This is a genomic window from Amycolatopsis dendrobii (assembly GCF_014145675.1).
GTDB lineage: Bacteria > Actinomycetota > Actinomycetes > Mycobacteriales > Pseudonocardiaceae > Amycolatopsis > Amycolatopsis dendrobii.
The window spans coordinates 175,243-198,233 of the sequence record NZ_JACGZW010000013.1 but is presented as its reverse complement, the minus strand read 5'-3'; the positions used below and the strand labels follow the sequence as shown (position 1 = coordinate 198,233).

General features: G+C 70.7%; 20 protein-coding genes. 10 read left to right on the top strand and 10 right to left on the bottom strand.

Annotated elements, in window-relative coordinates; all coding sequences use genetic code 11:
- Nucleotides 1-40 precede the first annotated feature (40 nt).
- From H4281_RS34975 to H4281_RS34955, 5 genes are all read left to right on the top strand, one after another.
- Complete coding sequence (locus H4281_RS34975; protein ID WP_220508278.1) at nt 41-1,522, top strand: FAD-dependent monooxygenase; 1,482 nt, start codon at nt 41-43, stop codon at nt 1,520-1,522.
- Nucleotides 1,519-1,908 carry a RidA family protein gene (locus H4281_RS34970; protein ID WP_220508277.1) on the top strand — a complete coding sequence of 130 codons (390 nt, stop codon included), beginning with the start codon at nt 1,519-1,521 and terminating at the stop codon, nt 1,906-1,908. Before H4281_RS34975 ends, H4281_RS34970 begins: the two co-directional genes overlap by 4 nt.
- Complete coding sequence (locus tag H4281_RS34965; protein ID WP_182895139.1) at nt 1,905-2,567, top strand: alpha/beta fold hydrolase; 663 nt, start codon at nt 1,905-1,907, stop codon at nt 2,565-2,567. The genes H4281_RS34970 and H4281_RS34965 overlap by 4 nt, the downstream gene beginning before the upstream one ends.
- Nucleotides 2,568-3,030: 463 nt before the next feature.
- Entirely contained in the window at nt 3,031-4,644 is a 1,614-nt protein-coding gene (locus H4281_RS34960; RefSeq protein WP_182895138.1) for a M4 family metallopeptidase, read from the top strand.
- Nucleotides 4,645-4,752: 108 nt separating this feature from the next.
- Nucleotides 4,753-5,718 (top strand): M28 family metallopeptidase, encoded by a 966-nt coding sequence (locus tag H4281_RS34955; RefSeq protein WP_182895137.1) that lies wholly within the window; start codon nt 4,753-4,755, stop codon nt 5,716-5,718.
- 110 nt (nt 5,719-5,828) lie between these two features.
- On the opposite strand, the gene H4281_RS34950 is transcribed toward H4281_RS34955, so the two are convergent.
- Both H4281_RS34950 and H4281_RS34945 read right to left on the bottom strand, forming a co-directional pair.
- On the bottom strand, nt 5,829-7,808 hold the full coding sequence (locus H4281_RS34950) for a hypothetical protein (RefSeq protein ID WP_182895136.1): 1,980 nt from the start codon (nt 7,806-7,808) through the stop codon (nt 5,829-5,831).
- Between the two features lie 812 nt (nt 7,809-8,620).
- A complete protein-coding gene (locus tag H4281_RS34945) occupies nt 8,621-9,430 on the bottom strand; it encodes an IclR family transcriptional regulator domain-containing protein (RefSeq protein ID WP_376771990.1) in 810 nt (269 codons plus the stop codon).
- A gap of 128 nt (nt 9,431-9,558) precedes the next feature.
- On the opposite strand from H4281_RS34945, the gene H4281_RS34940 reads away from it, so the two are divergent.
- The 3 genes from H4281_RS34940 to H4281_RS34930 all read left to right on the top strand — a co-directional run bounded on the left by H4281_RS34940 (nt 9,559) and on the right by H4281_RS34930 (nt 12,525).
- A complete protein-coding gene (locus H4281_RS34940; RefSeq protein ID WP_037819593.1) occupies nt 9,559-10,122 on the top strand; it encodes a flavin reductase family protein in 564 nt (187 codons plus the stop codon).
- A gap of 23 nt (nt 10,123-10,145) precedes the next feature.
- Complete coding sequence (locus H4281_RS34935) at nt 10,146-11,717, top strand: 4-hydroxyphenylacetate 3-hydroxylase family protein (RefSeq protein WP_182895135.1); 1,572 nt, start codon at nt 10,146-10,148, stop codon at nt 11,715-11,717.
- Between the two features lie 70 nt (nt 11,718-11,787).
- Complete coding sequence (locus H4281_RS34930) at nt 11,788-12,525, top strand: adenylyltransferase/cytidyltransferase family protein (RefSeq protein WP_182895134.1); 738 nt, start codon at nt 11,788-11,790, stop codon at nt 12,523-12,525.
- 3 nt (nt 12,526-12,528) lie between these two features.
- Here H4281_RS34930 and H4281_RS34925 read toward each other — a convergent pair whose 3' ends face one another.
- On the bottom strand, nt 12,529-13,470 hold the full coding sequence (locus H4281_RS34925; protein WP_182895133.1) for an amidohydrolase family protein: 942 nt from the start codon (nt 13,468-13,470) through the stop codon (nt 12,529-12,531).
- A gap of 86 nt (nt 13,471-13,556) precedes the next feature.
- On the opposite strand from H4281_RS34925, the gene H4281_RS34920 reads away from it, so the two are divergent.
- A complete protein-coding gene (locus H4281_RS34920) occupies nt 13,557-14,321 on the top strand; it encodes a helix-turn-helix domain-containing protein (protein ID WP_182895132.1) in 765 nt (254 codons plus the stop codon).
- On the opposite strand, the gene H4281_RS34915 is transcribed toward H4281_RS34920, so the two are convergent.
- The 7 genes from H4281_RS34915 to H4281_RS34885 form a co-directional block, all read right to left on the bottom strand.
- Nucleotides 14,318-15,778, bottom strand: coding sequence for a hypothetical protein (locus tag H4281_RS34915; protein ID WP_182895131.1), 1,461 nt, complete (start codon nt 15,776-15,778; stop codon nt 14,318-14,320). The two genes, H4281_RS34920 and H4281_RS34915, sit on opposite strands and share 4 nt — an antisense overlap.
- 150 nt (nt 15,779-15,928) lie before the next feature.
- On the bottom strand, nt 15,929-16,822 hold the full coding sequence (locus tag H4281_RS34910) for an acyl-CoA dehydrogenase family protein (protein ID WP_182895130.1): 894 nt from the start codon (nt 16,820-16,822) through the stop codon (nt 15,929-15,931).
- Entirely contained in the window at nt 16,819-17,889 is a 1,071-nt protein-coding gene (locus tag H4281_RS34905; protein ID WP_220508276.1) for an acyl-CoA dehydrogenase family protein, read from the bottom strand. The genes H4281_RS34910 and H4281_RS34905 overlap by 4 nt, the downstream gene beginning before the upstream one ends.
- 5 nt (nt 17,890-17,894) lie before the next feature.
- On the bottom strand, nt 17,895-18,683 hold the full coding sequence (locus H4281_RS34900; RefSeq protein WP_182895128.1) for an enoyl-CoA hydratase/isomerase family protein: 789 nt from the start codon (nt 18,681-18,683) through the stop codon (nt 17,895-17,897).
- A complete protein-coding gene (locus tag H4281_RS34895; RefSeq protein WP_182895127.1) occupies nt 18,680-19,450 on the bottom strand; it encodes an enoyl-CoA hydratase family protein in 771 nt (256 codons plus the stop codon). Before H4281_RS34895 ends, H4281_RS34900 begins: the two co-directional genes overlap by 4 nt.
- The gene (locus H4281_RS34890) at nt 19,447-20,721 is read right to left on the bottom strand and encodes an MFS transporter (RefSeq protein ID WP_182895126.1); all 1,275 of its coding nucleotides are present in this window, start codon (nt 20,719-20,721) and stop codon (nt 19,447-19,449) included. Before H4281_RS34890 ends, H4281_RS34895 begins: the two co-directional genes overlap by 4 nt.
- Before the next feature lie 44 nt (nt 20,722-20,765).
- Entirely contained in the window at nt 20,766-21,959 is a 1,194-nt protein-coding gene (locus H4281_RS34885) for a CaiB/BaiF CoA transferase family protein (protein WP_182895125.1), read from the bottom strand.
- Nucleotides 21,960-22,059: 100 nt separating this feature from the next.
- Between H4281_RS34885 and H4281_RS34880 the strand changes: the two genes are divergently transcribed.
- Entirely contained in the window at nt 22,060-22,956 is an 897-nt protein-coding gene (locus tag H4281_RS34880) for a LysR family transcriptional regulator (protein ID WP_182895124.1), read from the top strand.
- The last annotated feature ends 35 nt before the right edge of the window (nt 22,957-22,991 follow it).

Below are 22,991 nucleotides of genomic sequence, written 5' to 3'. Positions count from 1 at the left end.
ACAGCTTCGCGCTTCCTCAGGACACTGGCGGCAGGTTTAAATGAACATCGTTCGGAAAATAGTGGAGGCGGTTGTGGACACCGATGTCGTGATCAGCGGGGCGGGCCCGACGGGGCTGCTGCTCGGCGCCGAACTGGCGCTGGCCGGAGTGCGGGTCCGGATCCTCGAACGACAGCAAGCGCGGCACGGGCAGTCGCGCGCGCTCACGCTGCATCCGCGCAGCATCGAGATCCTCGAGCTGCGCGGCATCGCCGACCGGTTTCTCGCCCAGGGCCGAACCGTGCCGGGCTGGCATTTCGCCGGGCTGTCGCGGAGGCTCGACTTCTCCGTGCTGGACACTCGCCACGGCTACACGCTGTTTCTGGAGCAGGCGCGGACCGAGCAACTGCTCGAAGAACGCGCACGGGAACTCGGCGCCGAAATCTCCTACGGGCACGAAGTCGTGTCGCTGGCCCAGGACGACAACGGGGTCGACGTCGCGGGCATCGGGCCGGACGGGGACTTCCGGCTGCGCGCCGCGTATCTCGTGGGCTGCGACGGGGGCCGGAGCAAGGTCCGGGAGTCAGCCGGCATCCGTTTCCCGGGCTCGGACGGCACGATGAGCTCGATGCTCGGCGACTTCGCCGTCGCCGACCAGGAGGCGATCGCCGCGGCCGGACGGACTCCCCTGCTGATCGCCCCGCTTTCCGGAGGACTGACCCGCATCGTGGTCACCAGTCCGGAGCGGATGCGTGTCCCGGCAACGGAACCCGTGACCTTCGAGGAGTTCCGCGCGACGCTGGTGGAGCTGACGGGGACGTCCTTCGGCATCGCGGAGCCGCGCTGGCTTTCGCGGTTCGGCAACGCCACGCGGCTGGCCGAGAATTACCGGTCCGGCCGCGTTTTCGTCGCGGGCGACGCGGCGCACATCCATTTCCCGGCGGCGGGCCAGGGCCTCAACACCGGTTTGCAGGACGCGATGAACCTCGGCTGGAAACTCGCCGCCGAGATCACCGGCTGGGCGCCGCCGGGCCTGCTCGACACCTACCACGCGGAGCGGTTCCCGGCGGGGCAGCTCGTCACCGACAACACCCGGGCCCAGACGCTGCTGCTGGAACTCACCCTGGTTCCCGGCTACCAGCGCCCGGTCGCCGCGCTGCGCGGACTGCTGGATTCGCTGCTCGAAATCCCCGAGGTCAACGCCCGGCTGGCCGGTCTGGTGTCCGCGCTGTCGACGTCCTATCCGGCACCGGAGGGCGACCCGCTCATCGGCGCCCGCGCGACCGGCCGGATGTTCGGGCCGGAAGGCGCGGATCTGGTGCACAGCGGCACCTTCGCTTACTTCGGGGACGGCGCGGAACAGGTCGCCGAGGGGTGGAAAGACCGGATCACGGTGGCCGGCACCAGACCCGAGAACCTCAGCGAACTCCTCGTCCGGCCCGACGGACACATCGCGTGGGTCCGCCGCGCAACCGATCCGCCGGACGCCGCGCTCCGGGAAGCCGCGATCACCGACTGGGCCGGAGCGGCGGTGCGGCGATGACCGAGCACCTGACGCCCGCCGGACTCCACCGCTCTCCCGGGGCCTTCACTCCGGTCGTGCGCGTCGGCGACCTCGCTTTCCTTTCCGGGCAAGTCGCCTGGGACGAGCACGGGAACCTGTGCGGCGAGGACCACGCGACCCAGATGCGGCGGATCGCGCAGAACCTCGACATCGCGCTCGCCGCGGTCGGTTGCGGACGCGAGGATGTCGTCAAGGAAACCGTCTACGTCGTGGACTACCGCCCCGAGCTGATCTCCGGCCTCTTCGGCGCGCTGCGCGAAGGCGTGCCCACAGCGCCGGCGAGCACGATGGTCGGGGTCGCCGCACTGTTCGCCCCCGATGTGCTGGTCGAGGTCGACGTCGTCGCGAAAGTGCCCACGCCGTGAGCCACTACGTCCTGGTGCACGGCTCGTGGTGCGGCGGTTGGGTATGGGACCGGATCGCGGCGCGGTTGTCCGAACAAGGGCACACCGTTGCCGCGCCCACGCTCACTGGCCCAGGCTTGGTGCAGCACCTCGACGAAGTCGCGCTGCTGCTGGAAGACCAGGTCGTCCTCGTCGGCCACAGTTACGGCGGAATGGTCGTCGCCGGGGTCGCGGACGCGCATCCGGAGCAGGTGCGCGAAGCGATCTATCTCGACGCTTTCCTTCCCTCGCCCGGTGAATCCGCGTTCGACCTGATGCCGATGCTGCGTCGGCTGTTCGCCGAGGCGGCGCGTTCCCACGACCCGTCGGGCCGGACCGTGCCGCCGTTCGGGCTCGACGCGCTCGGGTTCACCCACGCCGACGTGGTCTCCCGGCTGCGGCCGATCGACCTCGCCAGCCACGAAGAACCCTTGCCGCCGCCGTCTGCCGGCCCGCGGCCGCCTGGCCGCTGCGTTCTTTTCGGCGAGCACTCTCCTTTCTCGGCTATGTCTGCCCGCGCCCGGGAACAGGGGATGGTGTGCCGGACCGTCGCGACCGGCCATTTCGGACTGTGGACAGCGGCCGCCGAAGTGTGCGCGGCCATGACAGGGCCGGAGGGGTGCCGGCCCGGACCTCGCTGAGGCATCGACGTCGTCCCAGTCAGCGAACAGGTTCCGGGAGTCCGGGAATCAGGTCGGGCGGCGCTCTGGTCCGGCGGGTCGACGCCGCGAGCCCATCGAGTTCGCCGGGCAGCACCTCGCCCACCCGCAGCGGGCACCGCCGAACGCGCGCCCGCCGGGGAATCGCTCTTCCCCCTCCGCCCGGCCATTGCGCAGCCCGGACTCTTCCGACATTCGTACGGCACCCGGGACATTCCCTACGAAAGTCGGCTGAGCGCCGAACGCGCGAGGAATCCCAGCACCGGCAAGGCATATACCAATTGACCGCCGAATCCGGAACATTCCGTTGGTCCGTTTGGAGCATTGACGCCCCTCTGCGCCGATCCTTTACTCGACTGTGCTCGGCCGCATACCCACCGTGAGCGGCCGGGCGCGTTCCCTCTCCCCGCACCCATCGTCCTGCCTTCATGGAAGGAAGACCTCGATGCCCCATCGCGGACTCACCACGGGCTTGGCGGCCGCCGCCGGTCTCGCCATGTCCCTCGCGTTGCCGGCCGTCCCGGCGAGCGCGGCTTCCGAAGCCCAGCCCGCGTCCCCCGACGCGGCCGCCGCTCGCGCGGCCGACCAGGCGGTCGCCTCCGGGCTCGGCCGGCTCAGCCGCGGCCCGGCGGAGGCGTTCCGGCGCGTCGGCCAGACCGCGGGCGACGCCGGACTCTTCTACAGCGCCTACGAGCGCACCTACCAAGGCCTGCGGGTCGTCGGCGGGGACGCGGTCGTCGTCGCGGACGGAGCCGGGAACGTCCGCGACACCAGCGCCGCGGAAACCGCACCCATCGCCGTCGGGACGCAGGCAGAGCTCGACGCCGCGAAGGCCGCTTCCACCGCACGCGCCCAACTGCCCACTGTGGACAGTGTGAGCGCACCCGAAAAGGTGGTGCTGGCCGGGGCGAATCCGAAACTGGCCTACGAGGTCGTCGTCACCGGGCGCACCGCCGCGGCGCCGAGCAGGCTGCACGTGTTCGTCGACGCCGCCACCGGCGCGGTGCTCGACCAGCGGGACGACATCAAGACCTTCAGCTCCGGAGCCAAGTCCCAGGCCGGTCCGAACGCGGTGAACGCGGCGGGCACCGGCAACAGCTACTACGTCGGCACCGTCTCCATCGACACCACCGGTTCCGGCAGTTCGTACTCGATGCGCGACCCCGGCCGCCCGGGCATCAGCTGCGGCCGCGAGGGCGGGTCTGTCTACAGCGGACCGGACAACAGCTGGGGCAACGGCTCGGGCACGAACCTCGAAACCGGCTGCGTCGACACTCTCTTCAGCGTCCAGACCGAGTGGAAGATGCTGAAGGACTGGCTGGGCCGCAACGGCATCAACGGCAGCGGACGCGGTTATCCGGCATCCGTCGGCCTCAACGACGTCAACGCCTACTGGGACGGCTCGTCGACGCACTTCGGGCACTCGCAGGACAACCAGCGCCAGGCCACGTCGATGGACGTCGTCGGCCACGAGTTCGGGCACGGCATCTTCCAGACCACCCCGGGCGGCGCGGGTTCCGGCAACGAGAACGGCGGCTTGAACGAGTCGACCGGCGACATCTTCGGCGCGATGACCGAAGCGTATGCGAACAACGCGAAGGACCGGCCGGACTACGAGGTCGGCGAGGGCGTGAACCTGGTCGGCCAGGGCCCGATCCGCTACATGTACAACCCGTCGAAGGCCGGCGACCCGAACTGCTACTCGTCGTCGATCCCGAGCACCGAGGTGCACGCGGCGGCCGGTCCGCAGAACCACTGGTTCTATCTGCTCGCCGAGGGTTCGAACCCGGGCGGCGGCAAGCCCGCCAGCCCGACCTGCAACAACAGCAGCGTCACCGGTGTCGGCATCCAGAAGGCCGCCAAGATCTTCTACAACGGCCTGCTGAAGAAGACCTCGTCGTGGAACCACAAGGCGGCCCGCAAGGCGACTCTCCAGGCCGCGATCGCGCTCTACCCGGGCAGCTGCACCGAGTTCAACGCCACCAAGGCAGCCTGGAACGCCGTCTCCGTTCCCGCGGTGTCCGGCGAGCCGACCTGCACGACGCGCGCCGCGCGCTGACCTGACGCGGCCGGGTCCCGCTCGCCGCCGCGCGGCGGGACCCGGCCCGCCCGGCCCCTCCCCCGGAAACACCCGCTCCCCCAACCCCAACCGAAGGAACGCACCGTCATGAAGTGGAAGACAAGACTCGGCGCCGGGGTCACCGCCCTGGTGGCGGTACTGGGCGTCGTCAGCGTGCCCGCGGCCACCGCCGCGCCCGCCTCGGCGCTCGCGGCCCCGGACATCTCGCTGGCCAACATCAAGACCCATCTCAACCAGTTCCAGGCGATCGCCCGCAACAACGGCGGCACGCGCTCGCCGCGCGGCGGCGGTTACGCCGCGTCGGTGTCCTATGTGGAGAACCTGCTCAAGAACGCGGGCTACACCACGAAGCGGCAGACCTGCACGAGCTGCACCGGCCGCTCGCAGAACCTGATCGCGGAATGGCCGCAGGGCGACGCGAACCAGGTCCTGATGCTCGGCGCGCACCTCGACTCGGTGAGCGCCGGCCCCGGCATCAACGACAACGGTTCCGGCAGCGCGTCGATCCTCGAGGTCGCGCTGACGCTGGCCCGCACCAACCCGGCGATGGCCAAGCGCGTCCGGTTCGCGTGGTGGGCCGACGAGGAGTCCGGCATGGTCGGCTCGCGGTACTACGTGAGCACGCTGTCGAGCACCGAGCGCGCGAAGATCACGACCTACCTCAACTTCGACATGATCGGTTCGAAGAACTGGGGCTACTTCGTCTACGACGACGTCGCTTCGGTCAAGGCCGTCTTCGACGAGTACTTCGCCTCCATCAACATCGAGACCGAGGGCGACACCGAAGGCGACGGACGGTCCGACCACGCGTCGTTCAAGCGCGCGGGCATCCCGGTCGGCGGCCTCGCGACGGGCGCCGGCGACATCAAGAGCTACGAACAGGCCGAGAAGTGGGGCGGCACGCCGGGCGCGGCGTTCGACAACTGCTACCACCGCGCCTGCGACACGACGTCGAACATCCCGGACACGCCGCTGGAGAAGAACTCCGACGCGATCGGGTACGCGGTGTGGAAGCTGGCGGTCGCCGCGCCCGTCGCGGTCGCGCATCGCTGACACTGAACGCCGGAGCCGGGCAACCGCTCCGGGCCGCCGCCGCGGAAACTGCGGCGGCGGCCCGGAGCGTCCCCCGGACGGATGCCCGCGATAGTCGGCCGACACGTTCGTCATGACCGGACCGGCTTTCCGGCGCCCGGTTCTCCCGCGAGGATCGGTTCGACCGGGAACGGGCGGTATCCCGCGATTTCGGGCAGGTCGAAATGCTCGAACTCGGCGCGAGGCACGTGCCATCGGACGATGCGGCGAGTCCACCCGTGGTGCGGCTGGGAGAAGACCACCGTGTCGGGGGTTTCCCAGACCGGCGCGGTCGGCGCGGTGTCGCCGAGGTCGCAGGCCGCCGGGAGCGGACAGGCGGTGACCGACCCGGTAGCCAGGTCGAGCAGTTCCGCGGAGGGCGGGTCGTACCGGAACGAATACATCCGCGTGCCGCCCGGCACGAAACGCCAGCGGTAGGGTTCCCTCGCCGCCAGCTGTTCCCCGGACGTGGTGACCACCGCCATTCCCCAGGCTTCTTCGCGCAATTGCGCCCCGGACAACGGGTCGAGCAGATGCATCGGCGACGCGAGGTCCGCCGGTTCGTGACCCGGCGTCCAGCGGGAAGCGACGAAGGGCCCGCCTCCGGAACCGGTGACGAAATAGACCGCCCCGTCGTGGATGCCCAGGACCCTTCGGGTCAGCTCAGGCGATTTCGGCAGGCTCCACGATTCTTCCGTTGTCACGTCGTACAAATGCACCTGGTCCCACGACCGCCTGCCGACGTGAGTCTGCACGCCCGCCAGGTAGCGTCCGTCCGCGCTGCGGACAGGCCCCATGTCCAAGTCCACCGGAAGCTGCCGGGCAGTGCCCGACCAGTCGATCAGCTGTCCTTGCCCGCCGGACGCCGCGACGTAAATTCCGGCCAGGGTCTCGAAAGCGCGGTACCGGTAGTCGCTCTCGACCCGGCCGAGAATCGCGAACTCTCCCGCGTGCCATACGCCGACCGTGCCGTCGCCGGAGACGAACCCGGCTCGCGGCGGAGCACCGGCCACGGTCGGAGGTTCCTCCCGGTGAACGATTGTCACGCGGGGCACCTGCTGCGGCAGCGGCGGGCGGGGAAGCGCCGCGACAGTGTCGTCCTCCCGGCGGATCAGCTTGTCGCTGACCGCATACTCGAGCAACGGCTCGACGGTTTCCTCCGGGACGGCCAGCAAAGCAGCGACATCCTTGACGTGCGCCGGATTCGACCAGGCCGCGATGCTGACGAGGTCGGCCGCGAGCCAGACGTACACGGCCCGCACCGCCGCCGCATCCAACCGGGCGGCCAGGTCCGCCGGGAGGTCGAGGACTTCCGTGGCCCGCCGCGGCGTTCCCGCCGAGTAGCCGCCGGAGCCGTCCGCCACGAGCAGTCCTGCCGCGACCAGCAGGGGAATCGCGTCCCGTCGCGTACGCGGCGGATCGACGCCCAGCTGCGCGCACACAGTGTCCGAGGGCGGCTCGCCGGGCAACGGTTCGTCGAGCCAGCCGTCCCGGCGCGGCATGCCGGCGAGCGTGAAGTACCACGACACTTCGATCAAGTGGTATCCCAATACCTGTTGCCAGCCCGGGTTTTCCGGGTGCAGCGTGGCGCGGGTGCGGTTGAGCCACCGCGGCGGCTCCGGCCGGTCGGGCGCCGGCCAGAACTGGATCAGCCAGACGTCGCCCTCTTCCCCGGGTTCCGCTGGTTTGCGGCAGATCCGGGTGCGGAAAAGGCCTTGCGCGCCCAGGTTCAGTTGGTCGCCGGTGGCACCGCCGGTCAGCAATGCCAGGCTCACGGCCCCGGAACGGCTGTGAAACGGCGACTCGACAACGTCTTCCCATTCCTCGAGCCGCAGTTCCGGCGGCCCGTCGTGGGCCTCGCAGCGCACTGCTTGCCAGGGGTCGTTGGCGGTGCAGTGCAGCCAGCCGTCGCCTGCTGTCGCGACCGTGCCGGACAACGCGTTCGTCGCGCTTTCGCCAAGCAGGTCGTTGCCCAGCACGGGCACACTGCTGTCGCGGTATACGTCTCGAAGCACAATGGTGCCGTAGTCGGGCAGGTACTCGTCCTCCTCGGAGAACCCCAGTAGCGTCATGCCCAGCAAGGTAGCGGCGAGGTCTGACAATTTTCGCGGACGCCGGTTTTCGGCTGGGCCGAAGGCGCAAAGTCCGATGTGGTCAGCGGCGTGGACGACCACGTCATTCGTGGGAAATCAGCGAGCAGAGAACGGAATCCGGATGATGCCGGGTTCCTCAGCCCAGCAACCGGCGAAGGAAATCGCGGCAAACCTCGGGCAGAAACTGGCCCGCCTCGATGGCCGCGTCGACGTCGCCGTCCAGCATTCCCCCAGGCCAGCAGCCGGTGCCGGGCCAAGTCTTCCGCGTCCGTCACGTGCCCCTTGGGCCGATCTGCACGATCTGGTCGATCTCGGCGGCGTGCTCGTCCCACAGCCGGATCAGCGAATCGGATCCGGTCGCCCGCACCAGCGCCCGGTGCGACGGTTTTCTCCAGCCCGTCCAGTGCCTTCCGCACGGTCGCCTGCCCCTTGGCGGACACGCCGCGCCGCCGAGCCAGTCGCAGCGCTCCGATTTCCAGGACCGCCCGGACCAGATCGATGTCGGTGAGCGAACGCTGCACCTCCCGCGACTGCGCGGCGACGTCCTTTCGGTCACGAACGCGCCCCGGTCGGCCTGGATCTCCACCAGGCCCAGCGAACTCAGCATCCCCAGCGTCGCCTTCGGTTACGAGAAGTCCGGTCTCGCGCCGGGAGATGTCGCCGACTTGCTCGTGCTGCCGGGTGAACCGTGGTGCTTTCCCCTCCGCGCAGCTTGGCAATGAAGCGGGGCAGGATCGTCGCGCACGACGGGGCGCTCACGCAGATTCCGTCGCTGATCGGATGACCCGAACTCAGTAGAAGCCGTCCCGTTTCACCGGCACGGGCCTCGGGTCGTACCCGAGGTCCGCGCTGATCGCTGCCGCGGTTTCGAGCAGCACCGGGACGGTTTCCTTGCGCAGCCGCTCCGGCGCGAGCCGTCCGGCGGCTGTCGACGAGGCGAGCGCCGCGACGACCGCTCCGGTGCGGTCGCGCACCGGGGCCGACGCGGACAGCAGGCCCTCCTCCAGCTCACCGTCCACAATAGACAGACCAGCGTCGCGCACCGCGGAGAGCGCGGTCCGCAGCTCCGCCGGATCGGTGACAGTGCGCGCGGTGTACGAGCGCAGCGGGGCTTCCTCCAGGTAGCGGGTGATCCGCTCCGGGCCCGCCCACGCGAGCAGCACCCGGCCCATCGACGTCGCGTGCGCGGGCAGCCGGGTGCCGACCGCGACGTTGATGCTCATGATCCGCCGCACCGGCACGCGGGCGACGTAGACCGCCTCGTTGCCGTCCAGTTCGGCCAGCGACGCGGACTCCCCGGTCGTCTCCGCCAGCCGCAGCAGGTGCGGATGCGCCAGGTCGATCATCGCGCGGGTCGCCGTGTAGTGCTGGCCGATGGTCAGCACGCGCGGGGTCAGCGACCAGCGCGGCCCGTCACTGGTCACGTAGCCCATCCGCTGCAGGGTCAGCAGCAGGCGGCGCACCGCGGGCCGCGACAGGTTCGTCGCGGTCGCCAGTTCGGTGAGCGTGGGGTTGGTGCGCTCCTCGTCGAAGGCGAGCAGCACGGCGAAGCCGCGCTCCAGGCTCTGCACGAAGTCGCGCTCGTTTCCGGCTGCCGTCACGCTCCGCAGTATTTCACCCGCTCCGGTATCGCCCTTGACCTCCGTCGCCTCCTGATGCATCCTTCCACTCACTGCACGCATAGCGTTCACTTTGTACGCATAGCGTACATCGCACGAGGAGGTGCGAGATGACGGTTCCGTCCCGCGAACTGCGCGACGCGTTCGGCAGGTTCGCCACCGGCGTCACCGTGGTGACCTGCCGCAGCGACCAGGGGACCCCGCACGGGGCGACGGTCAACGCGTTCACCGCGGTCTCGCTCGAACCCGCGTTGTGCCAGGTCACGCTGACCCGGCAGTCCAAGGCCTGCAGTTACCTCGACGGCGCCGCGTTCGCCGTCAACGTGCTCGGCGCCGACCAGGCGGACACCGCCTGGCACTTCGCCGGACGTCCGGCCGATCCCGGACCCGAATGGGCCGAAGGGCCGGTCGCACCGGTCCTCGTCGGCTCCGCCGCGGTGTACTCGTGCCGCCCGTGGCGCACCTACGACGGCGGCGACCACCTGATCGTGGTCGGCGAGGTCGTCGACGTCGCTGTCGAAAACCGGCAGCCGCTGCTGTTCTACGCCGGCGCGTTCCGCGAACTCGGCCCCCGCGAGACCGGCACCCACTGGGGCGGCTCGCTCGACTGCCCCGAGGCGGGCTGGTTCGGCGCCTCGACCACGTTCACCCCGCTGCGCCCGCACGCCGCCTGACCGCCACCCGAAAGGACATCGCCATGACCATCCAGCAGGACCGCTCCGCGGCCGCCGCCCCCACCGCCTCCGCGCCGATGACCGGCGACGAGTACATCCAGTCCATTCAGGACGGACGCGAGGTGTGGATCTACGGCGAGCGCGTCAAGGACGTCACCACCCACCCCGCCTTCCGCAACCCGGTCCGGATGACCGCCCGGCTGTACGACGCGCTGCACTCGCCCGAGACGCGCGACGCGCTGACCGTGCCGACCGACACCGGCAACGGCGGGGTCACCCACCCGTTCTTCCGCAGCCCGCACACCGTCGACGACCTGCTCGCCGACCGCCGCGCGATCGAAACCTGGTCCCGGATGACCTACGGCTGGATGGGCCGCAGCCCGGACTACAAGGCCAGCTTCCTCGGCACGCTCGGCGCGAACTCCGACTTCTACGCGCCGTTCGAAGACAACGCGAAGCGCTGGTACAAGGAATCGCAGGAGAAGGTCCTGTACTGGAACCACGCGATCATCAACCCGCCGGTCGACCGGAACCTGCCGCCGGACGAGGTCGGCGACGTGTTCATGAAGGTGGAGAAGGAAACCGACGCGGGCCTGATCGTGTCCGGGGCGAAGGTCGTGGCGACCGGTTCGGCCATCACGAACTACAACTTCATCGCCCACTACGGGCTGCCGATCAAGAAGAAGGAGTTCGCGCTCATCTGCACGGTGCCGATGGACGCGCCGGGCGTGAAACTCATCTGCCGCACCTCCTACACGCAGCAGGCGGCGGTGATGGGCAGCCCGTTCGACTACCCGCTGTCCTCCCGGATGGACGAGAACGACACCATTTTCGTGTTCGACAAAGTCCTCGTGCCGTGGGAGAACGTGTTCCTCTACGGCGACATCGAGAAGATCAACGGGTTCTTCCCCGTCTCCGGCTTCATCCCGCGCTTCACCTTCCACGGCTGCATCCGGCTCGCCACCAAAATCGACTTCATCGCCGGACTCCTGCTCAAGGCGCTGGAGATCACCGGCAGCAAGGACTTCCGCGGCGTGCAGACCCGCGTCGGCGAGGTCGTCGGATGGCGCAACACCTTCTTCGCGCTCGCCGACGCGATGGCGCGCAACCCCGACGAATGGACCAACGGGGCGCTGCTGCCCAAGCTCGACTACGGCCTGACCTACCGGATGCTGATGATCCAGGCCTACCCCCGGATCAAGGAGATCATCGAATCCGACGTGGCCAGCGGCCTGATCTACCTCAACTCGCACTCCATCGACTTCAAAACCCCCGAAGTCCGGCCGTACCTGGACAAGTACGTGCGCGGCTCCAACGGCTACGAAGCCGTCGACCGGGTCAAGGTCATGAAAGCCCTCTGGGACGCCGTCGGCTCGGAGTTCGGCGGACGGCACGAACTCTACGAACGCAACTACTCCGGCAACCACGAAAACGTCAAGGCGGAACTGCTCTTCGCCGCCGAGGCCCAGGGCACCACCGAGTCGATGAAGGGCCTGGCCGAGCAGTGCCTCGCCGAATACGACCTCGACGGCTGGACCGTGCCGGACCTCATCGGCAACGACGACGTCTCGTTCCTCAAGAAGCGGGGCTCTTGATCCGCCGCGGCGCCCTCGCGTCCCCGGGGGCGCCGCGGTTCCCAGCGCTGCCCGAACGCGGGAGGTTCGCGTGAGCACGGTTTTCTGGCACGGCACCGCGGAGGTGCCGGACGGCTGGGGCCCGTCCGTCGTCGCGCTCGGCGTTTTCGACGGACTGCACCGCGGCCACCAACGGGTTCTGGACCACGCGGTGCGCCTGGGCCGCGAGCGCGGAGCGCCGGTGGTCCTCACGACGTTCGACCCGCATCCGGCGACCATCGCCGGACGGCCGCGCGACACGACACCGGTGGCGACGGTGGAACACCGAGCCGAGCTGGCCCGTCGGCACGGAGCCGACCAGGTGCTCGTCCTCCCGTTCACCGAATGCCTCGCGCGGACGTCCGCCGAGGATTTCGTCGACGGCGTGCTGAGGCGCACCCTCGACGCCACCGCAGTGGTCACCGGCAGCAACTTCCGCTTCGGCCACCGAGGCGCCGGGGACACCGCCCTCCTGCGGAAGCTCGGGCCTGTCTCCGGTTTCACCGCGCATGCCCTCGACCTGCTTCCCGGCTGTTCCTCGACGCTGGTCCGCACGCTGGTCACGGCGGGCGATCTCGTTGGCGCCGCGGCGATTCTCGGCCGACCGCATCGCGTGCACGGGACGGTCGACGGCGAAATCGTCACGCCGTGCACGACGTTGCTGCCGCCGCCGGGCAAATACTGGGCGCGCACCCCGCATGGCGACCGGACCGTCGAGGTGGAGGCCGGGCTGTTGCTCGCGGACCTGCCGGACGGGCCGACCGCGGTGGATCTCGTCGACGCTAGGTGATTCTCAGCCCAGTCGGGGGAAGAGGGCGCGGGCGCTTCCGGAGTCGATCGCCCGGCTCTGTTCAGCGGTCAATCCGCTGTCCGCGTCCAGGATCTCCGTGAACCGAGCACCCACTTCCGGTGGCGCATAAGGAAAGTCACTGCCGTAAAGAATCCGCGCGGGGTCAGCGAACCGAGCCAGCGCACCAAACGCGTACTCGCCTGACGACAACGCCGTATCCCAGTAGAAACCGCGGAACCGTGCCAGAAAGTCCTCCGCGGCAGGCCCGCCCGGCTCCAGTGAGGCCTGGATCTGGCAGAACCGCAACGCCGCGAAGGGCACGAACCCGCCAGCGTGCGCGAGGATGATCCGCACGTTCGGGTACCGCTCGGTGATGCCGTGGAACACCATGTGCACCGCGTTGCGGGTGGTGTCGAACGGATAGTCCACCAGCGGCCCCGGGATCCCCGGAAGCAGCGGCACGAGCGGGTGCGCGGGATGGATGAAGACCACCGCGCGCTGCCGGTCGAGTGCCGCCCAGAGCGGGGCGTACCGGTCGTCGCCCAGGTAGACGCCGTCGTAGTTGGAGAGCAGGACCACGCCGTCGGCTCGGAGCGCGGCGAACGCGTGGTCGACCTCCGCGACCGCGCCTTCGACGTCGGGCAGCGGGACCGTGGCGAACAAGCCGAACCGGTCCGGGCGGTCGCGCACCAGTTCGGCGGTGTATTCGTTGACGCGGCGGGCCGTCTCGCGACGCGCCGAGCCGGTCCAGCCCGTCACGCCGGGGGCGGTGAGCGACAGTACGCTCGTGGCGATGCCGTTGGCGTCCATGAACTTCAGGTGGTCGTCCGGCGTCCACGGCGGCAGCGTCCAGCCCGACGGGTCGCCGCCGTGCTGTGCGAGGGCCTCGCCCCAGAACGGAGGGACCAGGTGGGTGTGGACGTCGATGCGTTCGCGGTCGATCATGCCTCCACCGTGCGCCCGCGGCAGCCGGCGCGGGAGGGGGAGAATCCGATCCCCCTCCCCCGGCGGCGGAGCCGGAGCCCGCGCTGATGGCGCGCGACCCCCGGCTCGCCCAGCTCGGTGCCTTCCTGCACGCCCGCCGCGACGAGGCCCCGCCGCCCGCCTCCACCGGAACCGGGCGTCGGCAGGTGCCTGGTCTCCGGCGCGGCGAGGTCGCGGCGCTGGCGTTCGTCAGCGACGAGTACTACACGCGGATCGAGCAGGGCCGGGTCATGCCGAGCGCCGACGTGGTCCGCCGCATCGCCGACGCGCTCGGGCTCGACGGCGACCAGACGCGGTACGCACTCGATCTCGTCGTCGCCGGCGAAGCCCCTCCACCGAACCCCGAGCCGAGCGATCCGCTGCGCCGGCTGGTCGACCGGATGGGCGAGGTGCCCGCGATCCTCGTCGGACCGGCGACGTCGGTCCTGGCCTGGAACGCCGCCGCCGCGCGGCTGCTGACCGATTTCGGCGCGGTCCCGCCGGAGCGCCGCCGGTACGTGCAGATGCTGTTCACCGATCCGGTCCTCCAGAGCCGGTTCGCGGACCTGGAAGCGATGCGGCGCACCGTGATCGGCATCGTGCGCGCGAGCACCCCGGCCGGAGCGCCGACCGGCGGCTGGATCGACGAACTGCTGCGCACGGACCCCGGGTTCGCCGCGCTCTGGGAACGCAACGACGTCGTCCGGCCGCACACGCACCTGCGGGTGCGGCTGCGGCGGCCGGACGGGGTCGGGGAAACGCTGGACCAGGTGGTGCTGCAGGTCGTCGACGATCCGCATCAGCGGCTCATCGCGTTCGTCCCGGCCGGCTAGCGCGACCCTCCGCAGCCGGGCGGAACGCAGTCGTCGGGACGGTTGCCGCCGATGGTGTCGTGGTCCAGCTGCACCGTGTTGCCGGAGCCGAGGTGGATGCCGCCGCCCCTGGCCGCGGTGTTCCCGGTGACGACGCTGTCGGCGAGAACGTGCGCCGCGGTGTCGTGGACGCTGGAGACCGCGATGCCGCCGCCGTTTCCGCCTGCAAGGTTGCCGGTGATCTTCGCTCCGGTGATCCGGAAGTGCGCGACCGGCTGCTTCCGCGTGCTGTGCAGGCCGACTCCGCCGCCGTCTCGGCCGCTGCGGTTGCGGGCGAGACGGCCGCCGGTGACGGTCAGGTCGCCGGTGTGGTCGTAGATCCCGCCGCCGGAGCCGGGAGTTCCGGGCCGGACGGTGCCGGGCGAGCCGGTGCGATTGTCGGTGATCGTGGTGTCGGCGAGGGTCGCCGTGCCCGAGCCGGTCCAGAGTCCGCCGCCGTCGCCCGCGTTTCCGTCGTACCCGCGCGCGGTCCCGGAACCGCCAGTACCCGCGCCGCCGGAACTGTTGCGGCACAACATGCTGTGCGTGAACGTCGCGGTGCCCGCGACGTAGGCGCCGCCGCCGTTTCCGCCGGGGCCGCCATGACCGGCGGATCCGCTGGGAGAGCTGCCGACCGGTCCGCCGGTCCCGCCGTCGCCCGCGGTGTTGTCGCACACTGCGCTATCGGTGCCGGTGGTGCGCTGGGTGCTCCAGATCCCGCCGCCGTAGCCGCCGTGCGCCCAGCTGTCCCCCTCGGCGCCGGGAGCCGCCGAACTGTCTCCGCCGTTCCCGGTCCGGTTTCCGCCGACCGAACTGCGCTCGACCGTCAAGGTGCCTTGGCGGACCCCGATTCCGCCGCCATTGCCGCCGGAACCGGCGAAACCGCCCGTGCCGACCCGGGCCCAGGGACCGCCGCTGCCAGTGACGTTGCCAGTGACCGTGCTGTCGGCGATCGACAGCGTGCCGCCCGAACTGAACACGCCGCCCCCGGCGCCGCCGTCGGTTGCGGGCGGGCCGTCTCCGGTGGAATTGCCGCGGATCGTCACCCGGGTCAGGACCAGTGCGCCGGTATTGAGAATGCCGCCGCCGTCCTCGCCCGGCGCGGTGTGGCCGCCGGTGACCGACAGATCGAGAATCGACACCCCGGCCGCGTCGGTGCGCAGAATCCGGAACGGCGCGGCCGTCTGCGTGCGAGCGAGGGTGGCGTGATGGCCGTTGACGGTCGTGGCGGCGGAGATCGCGGGCAATGCCTCAGTGAGCTGATAGGTGCAGCCTTCCGTCAGGTCGATCGAACTGCCCGGATGGGCGTTGGCAGCGCTGACGGCGGCGACGAGACTCGCCTCGTCGCACGGGACCGGCGCGACGGCCGTCCCGGGCACCGCCAGCGCACCGGCCGCGAGCACACTCGAACCCAGCAATGACACAGAACGCACCAGCACGACTCATCCCCTTTTCCCGCGAAGACCGGCCGGCGTCGAGTTCACCACGAAAGGAGACAACCGAAAGCCATGCCGCGAAGAATTGGGCCGAGTGGCGCAGGAAAACCGTCCTGATCGCCCTCGAATTTCCATTGTTCGCGATCAGGTTTGCTAATAACGCTGGCCGCGGTCCCCCGGAGCGGTCAACGACCACAGGGCGGTTTCGTCAACCGGGATGGCGGCAATGCCGTCGTCGCCCCACAGTGCGCCTTCGTCGCAGTCCGCCCACAGCAGTTTGGTCCGCCAATGCAGTGCGGCCTCGTAAGTGATGCCCATCGCGCCGTGCAGCTGATGCGCGGTTTGCGCGATCCGCGGGGCGACCTCCGCCGCGACCGCGCGGGCGGTGGCCAGCGCGAAGGCGAGCGCGGCCTCGTCGCCGAAGAGGCGGAGCCTGACTTCGTGCGTAACCGTTTCCAATTGCCGGACATCGACTTTCAGCTGGCCGAGCGTGGTCCGCACCGCGGGAATGGCGGCCAACGGCTTGCCGAACTGCACGCGTTCGGTGACATACCGGCGGGCTTCGGCGAACGCGCCCTGGGCCGCGCCGAGCATTTCCTGGCAGCGGAGGATTTCCGACAACGCGGCGACCCGCAACGGGATCTCCGGCGACGAAGAGACAGAATACGGCCGGCCCGCGAAATCTCGCCCGGCCTCAGCGGGCGCGCCGTCCGCACCGACGAGGACGTCCGCGATCGGCGCCCAGATTCCCTGTGCCGCGGGATGCCCGGCAATGGCGTCCTCTGTGGACAGTGGCACCTCGGCCGCGGCGCGGGCGACCAGCGTCTGGCGGAGCGGGAGCGCGATCCCGCCGCGGGCGAGGGCGGTGACCGCGCCGCACGCCGCGTCGAGGAGTTCTCGCTGGTCCGGGAAGTCGTCCAGGATGGCGGTCCAGCCGAGCCCGGTCGCGATCCGCCAGTGCTCGCGGAGGTCGCCGGGCCGGTCCCAGTCCGCGATCACCTCGGTGACCGAGACGTCGAGGTCGGTTTCCAGAGAGTGCGTTGTCATCGGTTGTCCTTGGCGATCATCGACAGCATGACGGGGGCCGCGCCGCCCCGGAGGCCGGAGGCGGGTGCGGCGGCGAGGGCTTGGTCGTAGAGCGCGCGGACCTCCGGCGCCGCGCGCGGCATCAGCGGCCGCGCCCACTCGATGACGCCCAGTTCGAAGTGGTGGCCGAGATATTTGCTCGTCGCGGCGGGCACGACCGGGGAGCCGCCGGCGTCGAGCACCTGCGCCGTTTCCAGCACCCAGGCGCGCAGGATCTGCAACCGCGCCGCCAATGCGCGCAGCCCGCGCCGCGCAGTGTCGTCCGCCAGCCCCGCGGCAAGTACCGCCGACAACAGCGGATACGTCGAGAGGAACCGCTCCGGACCGCCCCGTTCGAAAGCGAGCTGCCCGACGACCTGCCGCCAGCCCTCGCCGACGCGGCCGATCACCCACCGGTCCGGAACGGCCACCTCGTCGAGGACGACCTCGTTGAAGTGGTGTTCGCCGCGCAGGTCCAGGATCGGCGTGACGGTGATCCCCGGGGAGTCCAGCGCGACGACGAACTCCGTCAACCCGTCGTGGCGGTCGGCTTCGCGCGAGGTGCGGGCCAGCACGTAGAGATGGCTTGCCCGGTGCGCGCCGCTGGTCCAGATTTTGCGCCCGGTGATGCGCCAGCCGTCGCCGTCGCGGACGGCGGACGTGCGCAGCGAAGCGAGGTCCGAACCGGCGTCCGGTTCGCTCATCCCGAGCGCGAACGTGCACTCCGCGCGCGCCAGCGGCGGGCAGAATTCCTCCTGCAGCTCCGGGCTGCCGTGCCGGAGCAGGGTCGGGCCGATCTGCCGTTCCCCCACCCAGTGCGCGGCCAGCGGAGCACCGGCGCGCAGCAGTTCCTCGGTGACGGCCAGCCGGTCGACGGCCGTTCCGCCACCGCCGCCGAGACGTTCCGGCCAGGAGACGGCCAGCAGCCCGGCCGCGCCGAGTTCGCGGCTGAAGTCCAGGTCGTACGAGCCCGCCCAGGAATCGCAGCGCGGCGTGAACGGGTGGGCGGCGAGGAAATCCCGCACCCGGCGGCGGAGATCTTCGGTCATCTGGCTCACTCCCCGGTGTAGCGCGCCGGCCGGTCGCCGGCGAACGCGGCGAGCGCTTCGGCGGAGTCGGCGGTCGACTGGACGACGGCTTGGTGCGAGGCGATCAGATCCAGCGAGGTCCGCAGATCCGCGTGCTCGCCCGCCCGGACCGCGCGTTTGATCAGCTCGACCGCGACCGGCGGCCGCGCCGCCAGCGTCCCGGCGAACTCCCGGGCCCGCACGGCCAGCCGGTCGTGCGGGCAGGTCTCGTCCGCCAGGCCCCAGGCCAGCGCCTGGTCCGCGCCGACGAACTCGCCGGTCCACAGCAGCCGCAGCGCGCGCGACCGGCCCACGATCCGCGGCAGGTAATGGCAGCCGCCGTCGCCGGGCACGAGGCCGACCCGCACGTACCCCTCCGAAAACCGGGCGCGCTCGGAGACGATCCGGTAGTCGCACATCAGGGCCATGTCCATGCCCGCGCCGACCGCCGCCCCGTTGACCGCGGCGATCAGCGGTTTGGCGAGGTCTTCCGCGGCCATGGCGACCGGGTGCACGTGCTCGGTCATCAGCCGCCTGCTGCCCAGCGGGGTGCGCGACTGGCCGAGGTCGGCGAGATCGGCTCCTGCGCAGAAAGCGTCGCCGGTGCCGGTGACGACGACCGCGCGGACCTGGTCGTCCGCTTGGAAAGCCCGGTACGCCTCGGCCCAGGCACGCAGCATGTCGCCGGTGAAGGCGTTTTTCTGCCGCGGCCGGTCGAGGACGATCCAGCCGACGTGGTCTTCGACGCGGACGTCGAGACCGGGGGTGGAAGTCATCGCGACTCCTTCCTGAGGGAGAAACGGGTTGCCGCCCAGACCGGGCTTCGGCGTTCGAGAAAGGACGCGATCCCCTCCCTTGCCTCGGCACCGGCGCCGAGGCGCCCGGCGAGCGCGGCCAGTTCGCTCGCGTGGGCGCCGAAGAATTGCCGCGCGGCTGTCGTGGTGAGGTGTTTGGCGGCGGCGAGTGCCCCGGGTGCGGCGGCGCGCAGTCCGGCGAGCACTGGTTCGAGCGCCTCGTCGACGTCGTCCGCGGCCAGCGTGATCAGTCCGATCCGGGCGGCCTCGGCGGCGTCGAAGCGTTCTCCGGTGAGGTAGTAGCGAGAGGCGGCCCGCGAATCCACGCGCGGGAGCACGGCAGTCGACAGGACGGCCGGGGCGAGCCCGATGCGCACCTCGGTGAACGCGAAGCTCGCGGCCGGGCTGGCGACGACGATGTCGCAGGCGCCGAGCAGCCCGAGCCCTCCTGCCCTGGCATGCCCGGTCACGCGAGCGACCACGGGTTTCGGCATTTCGACGACCATGCGCAGCAGGTTCGTCAGCTGCTCGGCGGTGAGCCCGGTGCCCGCGCGGGCTTCGGCCAGGTCGATCCCCGAGCAGAACGTCTCGCCGGTGTGCGTGAGCAGCACCGCACGGACGGCCGGATCCTCGGCGGCTCGGCTCAGCTGCGCGGTGAGTTCGCCGGCCAGCCGGACCGACAGCGCGTTGCGGTTGTGCGGAGAGTCGAGGACCACGGCGGCGATTCCGTCTTCGTCGGTCCGCTTCATGCGGCACTGACGCTTTTCACGGAGAACGCGGGCAGCCGCCGCTGGTCTCGTTCGGGATTGATCAGCACAGTGCCCACGGCCGCGCCCGCCAGCAACAGCGCGCCGCACACGCCGAATCCCGCCGCATAGCCGTTTTCCGCGGTGAGGAAACCGCCCATCACCAACGGCGCGAACACTCCGGCGGAGGTGGCGACAGCGGTCGTCGCGGCGGTCACGGCGAGGCGGCGCTCCGGCGGGACCAGCTCTCCGATGAGCAGCCACACCATCGGATAGAACGCGCTCGGCAGCCCGAACGCGACCGTCATCAACACGATCGCCATGACCTTTTCCGTGTGCGGAAAGAGAATCATCGCGGCGCCGGAGAGCGCGAGCAGCGCCATCCCGGGCAGACAGTACGCGCGGCGGCTGCCCGCTCCCCCGCGCCGGAACCGCGTGGAGACAGCACCCATCACCACGATCACGACGGTCGCGAACAACGACGGCAACGCGGAGAGGGTGCCTGCCTGCTGATGCCCGATCCCGAGCCCGGCGGACAGGTAGCGGGGCAGGAAACCCAGCGCGGTGGTGGTCGCCCAGAAGGCGACGAACCCGGTGAGGATCGCGCCGAGCACCGTTCCGGACCGGAAAAACACGCGGTACGGCACCGGTTCGCGGCGCACGCCGGACGGTACGGCGGATTTGGCGTACGGGCCGTCGTTCGCGAACAACAGCCACGCCGCGGCCCACAGCACGGAAAGCGCGAACAGCACGCCGAACGCGGTCCGGTAGCCGAAGTCCGCGATGATCCAGCTGAGCAGCGGCGCGCTCGCCACGACGCCGAGCGTCGGTCCGATGTGGACCAACGCGTTGGGCAGCGCACGATCGCGCGTGGGGAACCAGCCGTAGACGGTGTGCGTCGCCGCGGGCACCGCGGGCCCTTCCGCCGCGCCGAGCGCGATCCGCGACGCGACCAAGGCGCCGAAGCCGAGTCCGGCCGCCATGGGCAGCGCGGTCAGGCCCCAGACCAGGGCGAGCACGGCCATGACCCGCGTCGTGCGGCGTTTCGCGGCGGCGAACCCGACGACGATGCCGGAAACGCTGAACAGGAAATAGAAACTGGACTGGACGAAGGCGTACTGCTCCTCGCCGAGTCCGAGGTCTTTCATGATCGGCTCGGCGGCGAGGCCGACGACGGTCTTGTCCGCGTAGTTGAGCAGCAGGAACAGCAGCACGAGGGCGGTGACGGTCCACGCCCGCCCGGGACGCGGGGCGAGGGGTTCGGATGGCGCCATGGGTTCTCCTCGGAACGACGACGTTGTCGTGGGGACGGTTGGGGTCAGCCGAGGCGGGCCGGGTCGAAGCCCGCTTCGGCCAGCACCTCGGCGGTGTCCGCGCCGACCGGCGGGAACTGCCGGTAGATCCCGGGCGGCGTGCGGGAGTAGCGGACCGGCGGGGCCACGAGACGACAGGCGCCCTCGGTCGGGTGCTGGACTGTCCGGACGAGACCGCCTTGCCGGGCGTAGTCGCTCTCGGCCGCTTCCTGGAGGCTGTACACGGGATGCGCGGGGATGCTGACGCGGTCGCAGAATTCCTGCCACTGGGCGGAAGTGAACTGCGGGGTGAGTTCGCGGACCTGGCCGTACAACTCGTCGGCATGCGCGACGCGGGCCGGCATGGTCGCGAAGCGCGGGTCGGCGGAAAGCTCGGGACGGCCCGCGCGGGCGAAGAAATCGCGCCAGTTGCGGTCGTTGTACGGCAGGATGCACATCCACCCGTCCGCCGTGCGGCACGCCCGGCGCTGCTTGCTCAGGACACGCGGATAGCCGTAACCCGGTTCCTCGGTCGGGTCCAGCGAGGCTCCGGCGAGATGCTCCACGAGGTTGAACGCGATCATCGTGTCCGCCATCGGGACCTCGACGTGCTGGCCCTCGCCGGTCTGGTCGCGATGGCGCAGCGCGGCCAGCACGGACTGGACGATGAACAGGCCGCACACCTTGTCCGCCAGCACCGTCGGCACGTAATAGGCCTCGCCGGTGGCCTGCTCGTTCAACCAGACCAGCCCGGAGGCGGCCTGGAGGATGTCGTCGTAGGCGGCGTTGTCGCCGAGCTCCGAATCGCTCCGGAACCCTTGCGCGTTCACGTAGACGAGCCCGGGGTGCCCGGCCGCCAGGTCGGCGTAGGCCAGTCCGAGCCTGCCCAGCGCGCCCGGGCGGATGTTGGTGACGAACGCGTCCGCGGTGCCCAGCAACGCGAGCAGCGCGTCGCGCCCGGGCCCGGTTTTCAGGTCGAGGCACACGCTGCGCTTGTTGCGGTTGAAGTTCAGCGCCGCACCCGCCATCCCGGGGTGCCGGCGCGGCTCGAAGTGCCGGGTCGGATCCCCGCCCGGAGCCTCGACCTTGACGACGTCCGCGCCGAGGTCGGCCAGCTGCGCGCCCGCGTACGGGCCCATGATCACGGTGGCCAGCTCGACCACCCGCACTCCGGTGAGCGGGCCTCGCGGCTTCCCGTCGTCCACCTCGCCAGGCGCCATCGCCCGCACCTCCTGTTTCCTCGGCAGCTGCGCCCAGTCAAGACGAGGTCATTCATCTACGGCCAATACTTCTTGGCCGGTTATCCATATGCTGTGCCATATGGATCTGACGACTCGCCTGCTGGAGCAGTTCGTCGTGCTGGCCGAGGAGGAGCATTTCGGCCGGGCCGCCGCGCGCCTTTCGATGAGCCAGCCGCCGCTGAGCCAGGCGATCCAGCGCCTCGAACGCGGCCTTGGCGTGCGGCTGCTGGACCGCAGCACCCGCGCCGTGCGGCTGACCGCGGCAGGCTCCGCGTTCGCCCGCGACGCCCGGCATTTGCTCGAGGCGCAGCAGGCCGCCGTCGGCCGCGCGCAGCGGATCGCGAGCGGCACCGAGGGCGAACTGCACCTCGGTTTCATCAGCGGCATCTCCTACACGTTCCTGCCGCGGGTGCTCCGGCTGACGCGGGACCGTTTCCCCGGGCTGCGCCTGCACCTGCACCAGAACACCTCGGCCGAACTGGCGTCGATGGTCCGCTCCGGCAGACTCGACCTCGCCTTCGTGCGCGGCCCGCTCGCCGACCCGGACGGACTCGGCCTGCGCACGGTGGCGACCGAGCGGCTCGCCGTCGCGCTGCCCGCCGGACATCCGCTGGCCGAGCGCACGACCCTGCGGCTGACCGACCTCGCCGGCGAGAGCTTCTCGCTGCCCTCGCTGACCGCGTTGGCCGGCCTCGCCGAACAGGTCGCCGCCGCCTGCCGCGCCGCCGGTTTCGCCCCGCGCGACGGAGCCCGCGCGGACAGCCTTCCCGGCCTGATCAGCCATGTCGCGGCGGGGAGTTGTGTGTGCCTGGTGCCCGAGCAGGTGCCCGCCGGGGCGCTGCCCGGGGTGGTGTTCCGGACGTTGGATCCAGACGGACCGGACGACAATCTGGCGCTGACGGTCGTCGCCGCTACCCGTGCGGGACAACGGGATCCGGCCGTGGAGCGCGTCTTGGCCCTGGCGCGATCCGCCTGACTCCTGCCGCCGGTTGCGGCCGGGACGCGGGTTCG